The sequence below is a fragment of the Streptomyces sp. ATLC9 genome (assembly GCF_057196705.1).
Genome location: NZ_JBXUOY010000345.1, coordinates 1 through 4,753, shown reverse-complemented (window position 1 = coordinate 4,753; position 4,753 = coordinate 1). Strand labels below are relative to the sequence as shown.

General features: G+C 73.3%; 4 protein-coding genes and 1 tRNA gene. 3 read left to right on the top strand and 2 right to left on the bottom strand.

Translation table 11 applies throughout. From position 1 onward, the window contains the following. Positions 1–316: 316 nt before the first annotated feature. The gene (locus AC2CJA_RS24220; protein ID WP_484604808.1) at positions 317–838 is read right to left on the bottom strand and encodes a universal stress protein; all 522 of its coding nucleotides are present in this window, start codon (positions 836–838) and stop codon (positions 317–319) included. A gap of 716 nt (positions 839–1,554) precedes the next feature. Between AC2CJA_RS24220 and AC2CJA_RS24215 the strand changes: the two genes are divergently transcribed. From AC2CJA_RS24215 to AC2CJA_RS24205, 3 genes are all read left to right on the top strand, one after another. After that, complete coding sequence (locus AC2CJA_RS24215; protein ID WP_484604807.1) at positions 1,555–2,850, top strand: helix-turn-helix domain-containing protein; 1,296 nt, start codon at positions 1,555–1,557, stop codon at positions 2,848–2,850. A 10-nt stretch (positions 2,851–2,860) separates the two neighbouring features. After that, positions 2,861–3,466, top strand: a complete 606-nt coding sequence (gene orn / locus AC2CJA_RS24210) for an oligoribonuclease (protein WP_484604806.1) — start codon at positions 2,861–2,863, stop codon at positions 3,464–3,466. A gap of 150 nt (positions 3,467–3,616) precedes the next feature. Further along, a tRNA-His gene (locus tag AC2CJA_RS24205) sits at positions 3,617–3,689 on the top strand. Positions 3,690–3,765: 76 nt separating this feature from the next. Here AC2CJA_RS24205 and AC2CJA_RS24200 read toward each other — a convergent pair. Next, positions 3,766–4,362, bottom strand: coding sequence for a murein hydrolase activator EnvC family protein (locus tag AC2CJA_RS24200; protein WP_484604805.1), 597 nt, complete (start codon positions 4,360–4,362; stop codon positions 3,766–3,768). Between the last annotated feature and the right edge of the window lie 391 nt (positions 4,363–4,753).

Sequence of the window (4,753 nt, the reverse complement as noted above, 5' to 3'; positions counted from 1 at the left end):
GCCCCGGCCCGGGTTCCGGCTCCGGGGAGTAGGCCGTGCGGCAGGCGGCGGGGCGGCCGCGGGGGCGCCCCCGGCCGCGGAACGCGCGGGCGGTCCCCCCGTACGTGCCACCGGGCGCACGAGGGGACCGCCTCCCCGCACCGGCGTCGCCCATCACACCGGCGGTGGACCACCGGCGTGGGACCGTCACCTCCCGCGCGGCGGCGCGATGCTGTCTGTATGCCCGTCACAAGCGCACAATCCACCTCCGGACGAGGATGGATTCACCGACTCCCGTCCGAACGTGGCGAGTTGGAAGGACGCGGCGGGGCGGTCCCTACGGGATGACCACGACCGGGCGCCGCGCGCGGCGGGCGAGACGGCCCGCGACCGAGCCGAAGAACCGGCCGACGAGGCCGTGCGTGGAGCCGACGACGATGGCGTCGGCCTCGTACTCGCAGCCGACCTCCTCCAGTTCGTGACAGATGTCGCCGCCGCGCTCGACGAGGATCCAGGGGACCTCGGACAGGTGGTCCGCGCAGGCCAGCTCCAGGCCCAGCACCTCGGTGCGGTGGTCGGGGACGTCGACGAAGACCGGCGGCTCGCAGCCCGCCCATACGGTCGTCGGGAGCCGGTTGGCGACATGGACGATGATCAGTCCGGAATCGGAGCGCCTGGCCATACCGATGGCATAGGCCAGGGCCCGCTCACTGGAGACCGAGCCGTCGAATCCCACCACGACCCCGTGCCGGAACGCCGGATCGCAGGAGTGGCGCGTCTCTTCCGCCGCCCGGGGTGTCATCGCCGGGTCGGCCAGCCGCTTGCGGTCCGCGGGGTCGGGGATCTCGTGTCCAGCCATCGGTTACGTCACGTGTGCCTGGGAATACGTCCTGGAAGCATCTTCCTCAGCCCATACCCCTGAGGGTACGACGGCACTCCCCCCTTGCCCAGAGGCTGCGGTCACTGCCGGTGCAGCATGCCGGAGCGGAAAGCGTTGCGCAATGCCGGGGCGGCCTCCCGTGCCGCCCGCGCGCCTCCCCGGGGCCCGCCCGGGACCTTCCGGATCCCCCTCCTCCGGCGAGCCGGGCCTGCCCCGCCCCGGCCGCACGGTGCCCCGCGCCCCCGCTCTCACCGGGGCGCCGGACCACCGTGCGGGTGCGAGGGCGCACGGAGGCGGACGGCGTCTGCGACAGTCCGCCCCCGGTGCGCGGCGCACGCCTCCCGGGCTCCCGTTCCCGCTTTCTGAGCGCCTGCGCTTTTCGGCCAACTTCCAGCCGTGGTACACAACTTGCCAGAGGCTGACCCCGCACCGCCCACCAGGGCGGGGAGAATCGAGGCGAACAAGTGCACCCCGCGGACGGACGGCCACGGAGCAAGGCGTTCTTCCCAGGGGCGCCGACGAGTGAAACGCTTCGTGATCGAACGCTTCACGCCAAGTTGTCATGTCGACATAGCAGCGAATGGTGAACTTGTCCCGTCGGCCTCGTCGGACACAGTAGATTCGATCTTGGCTAACCACGGCGGGGGAAACGTGCAGGACCGGAAGGACGCGACGACTGAGGGGGGCTTAGTTCCATGAGCCAGGAGCCACCGCACGGCCCTGGGACGACGCGCAAGCTGGCCGCGCGCCGCCGCCGCGAGATCGTCGCCGTACTGCTCTTCGGCGGCGGCCCGATCTTCGAGAGCTCCATCCCGCTGTCCGTCTTCGGCATCGACCGGCAGGACGCCGGCGTTCCCCGCTACCGCCTTCTGGTGTGCGCGGGCGAAGAGGGACCCCTGCGCACCACGGGAGGCCTGGAGTTGACCGCTCCGTACGGCCTGGAGGCTCTCTCCCGGGCGGGCACGATCGTCGTGCCCGCCTGGCGTTCCATCACCCAGCCGCCGCCCTCGGCGGCCCTCGACGCCCTGCGGCGGGCGCACGAGGAAGGGGCTCGGATCATAGGCCTGTGCACGGGCGCGTTCGTGCTCGCCGCGGCGGGGCTGCTCGACGGCCGCCCCGCGACGACGCACTGGATGTACGCGCCGACGCTGGCCAAGCGCTACCCGGCGGTCCACGTCGACCCGCGCGAGCTGTTCGTGGACGACGGGGACATCCTCACCTCCGCCGGCACGGCGGCGGGTATCGACCTGTGCCTGCACGTGGTGCGCACCGACCACGGCGCCGAGGCGGCGGGAGCCCTGGCCCGCCGCCTCGTCGTACCGCCCCGGCGCGGCAACGGCGGCCAGGAGCGCTACCTGGACAGGTCTTTACCCGAGGAGATCGGCACCGACCCGCTCGCCGAGGTCGTGGCCTGGGCCCTGGAGCACCTCCACGAGCAGTTCGACGTGGAGACGCTCGCCGCACGGGCCTACATGAGCCGGCGGACCTTCGACCGCCGGTTCCGCTCGCTGACCGGCAGCGCGCCGCTGCAGTGGCTGATCACCCAGCGGGTGCTCCAGGCGCAGCGGCTGCTGGAGACCTCCGACTACTCGGTCGACGAGGTCGCCGGGCGCTGCGGCTTCCGCTCGCCGGTCGCGCTGCGCGGCCACTTCCGGCGGCAGCTGGGCGCCTCCCCGGCGGCGTACCGGGCGGCCTACCGGGCGCGCACCGGCAGACCGGAGGGCGGCGGGGACGGGGAGCGCGCCTCCGAGGCACGCGCCGACCGTGCCGCGGCCGAGCCCGCCGCACCCGGCACGGTCCTTCCCTCCGGGCACGCGGAGAAGGGCGACCGGGGAGGCAGAGGGGAGCGAGGGAACAGAGAGGAAGAACGGGGAGAACGCACCGACCGGGCGGAGCGCGGCGTACGGGGCGAGCCCGGCAAACCGGAATCCGACACCTACTCCCCCCGACTGCCCTCCCAGCGGGGCCGCACGCCCGGCCGGGCCCCGTAGGCTGGAGCACATGAACGATCGCATGGTGTGGATCGACTGCGAGATGACCGGGCTCTCGCTGTCCGAAGACGCTCTCGTCGAGGTGGCCGCGCTGGTCACCGACTCGGAGCTGAACGTGCTCGGTGACGGAGTGGACATCGTGATCCGCCCGCCCGCCGAGGCGCTGGACACCATGCCCGACGTCGTCCGCGAGATGCACACCGCCTCCGGCCTGCTCGACGAGCTGGCCGGAGGCACCACGCTGGAGGACGCCGAACAGCGGGTCCTGGAGTACGTCAGGAAGCACGTCCCCGAGCCCGGCCGGGCCCCGCTGTGCGGGAACTCCGTCGGGACCGACCGCGGCTTCCTGATGCGCGACATGCCGACACTGGAGGACTACCTCCACTACCGGATCGTCGACGTCTCCTCCATCAAGGAGCTGGCCCGGCGCTGGTATCCGAAGGCGTACTTCAACAGCCCGGAGAAGCGCGGCAACCACCGGGCGCTGGCGGACATCAGGGAGTCCATCGCGGAGCTGCGCTACTACCGCGAGGCGGTCTTCGTCCCCGCGCCCGGTCCGGACTCGGAGACGGCCCGGCGGATCGCGGCCCGGCACGTGCCGCCGGCCGCGGCCTGAGGCGCCCCGGCCCCGCGGAGCCCCTCCCGGGGCCGTGCGGGGCCGCGTGGGGCCTGTCGGGGCCACACGGCACAAGGGTGCGCGGGCAGGGCTCGCGACCCTGTACACTCTTATCGGCCGGTGCGGAAAGCACCACGAGCACCGGTCATGGTGGGTATAGCTCAGCTGGTAGAGCACCTGGTTGTGGTCCAGGATGTCGCGGGTTCGAGTCCCGTTACTCACCCTTGAACGGTCAAGGCCCGGCCCGCGGCAGCGGACCGGGCCTTGACCGTCCGCCGGGTCGCGGGGCGCGGCGGGGGTCACAACAGCCGCACCCCGCGCCGGGCGAGATAGGCGACGGGGTCGACGTCCGAGCCGTAGCCGCGTTTGCTGCGCACCTCGAAGTGCAGGTGGGGGCCGGTGACCCGGCCCGTGGCCCCCGAGCTGCCCACCGGGCTGCCCGCCCCCACCCGCTGCCCGCCGTTCGCCGAGATCCGCGACAGATGGGCGTAGAGGGCGTAGTAGTCGTCGTCCATCCTGATCGTCACCGCCCTTCCGTAGGCGCCGGCCTCGCCGGCGAAGACCACGGAGCCGGCGCCGACCGCGTGGACGGGGGTGCCGACGGGCATCGCGAAGTCGATGCCCGTGTGGTGGCCCGCCTGCCAGTTCCCGGGGATCCCGTAGGCGGCCGAGACCCGGTAGTCCCCCGTCACCGGCCGGGACCAGCGCCCCAGGGCCGCCTCCTGCCCGGCCGGGAAGGCCGCCGGAGCGGCGTCACCGCCCGGCATCCCTCTCCCGGTCTCCCGGGCTCCTCCCAGCAGGAACGGGACGCTTCCCAGCGCCCCCAGCGCCGCGCCGCGCAGCACCAGTCCTCGCCGGTCCGGCGTCCACCGCGGACGTCCACCCTGTCCAGCCATCCCTTCGACCTCCCATTCGGCGGTGCCATAGATGTGAGGACACGTCAGCCGGGGCCTTCTCGCATCTTCGCGATCGCGCCCGGGACCGCCGAACGGCCTAGCCCCGACCGGGCCCGGGCCTGCGAACCCGCTTGCCGGCGGGCGTTGTTGAGGTTCCGGGAGATCCGTCCGGCGACAATCCCCGGACAGGTGAATGGACTAAACCACCCGTCGGGCGCCGCCTGGCGCGCGGTCACCTCCCGGCCCTTCCCGGCCTCTCCGGTCCTCTCCGGTCCTCTCCGGTCCTCTCCGGTCCAGGGGCGGCGGAGACCGGCGGAGGACCGCGGACGGCAGTGAGAACGGCCGCGGCCGCCCCCGCGCACGAGCGCCGGGTGCGATCCCGGCGCCGGTG

Coding starts and splice junctions, on each gene's coding strand:
- AC2CJA_RS24220 (WP_484604808.1), bottom strand. CDS start 838: ATGGCTGGACACGAGATCCCCGACCCCGCGGACCGCAAGCGGCTGGCC.
- AC2CJA_RS24215 (WP_484604807.1), top strand. CDS start 1,555: ATGAGCCAGGAGCCACCGCACGGCCCTGGGACGACGCGCAAGCTGGCC.
- orn (WP_484604806.1), top strand. CDS start 2,861: ATGAACGATCGCATGGTGTGGATCGACTGCGAGATGACCGGGCTCTCG.
- AC2CJA_RS24200 (WP_484604805.1), bottom strand. CDS start 4,362: ATGGCTGGACAGGGTGGACGTCCGCGGTGGACGCCGGACCGGCGAGGA.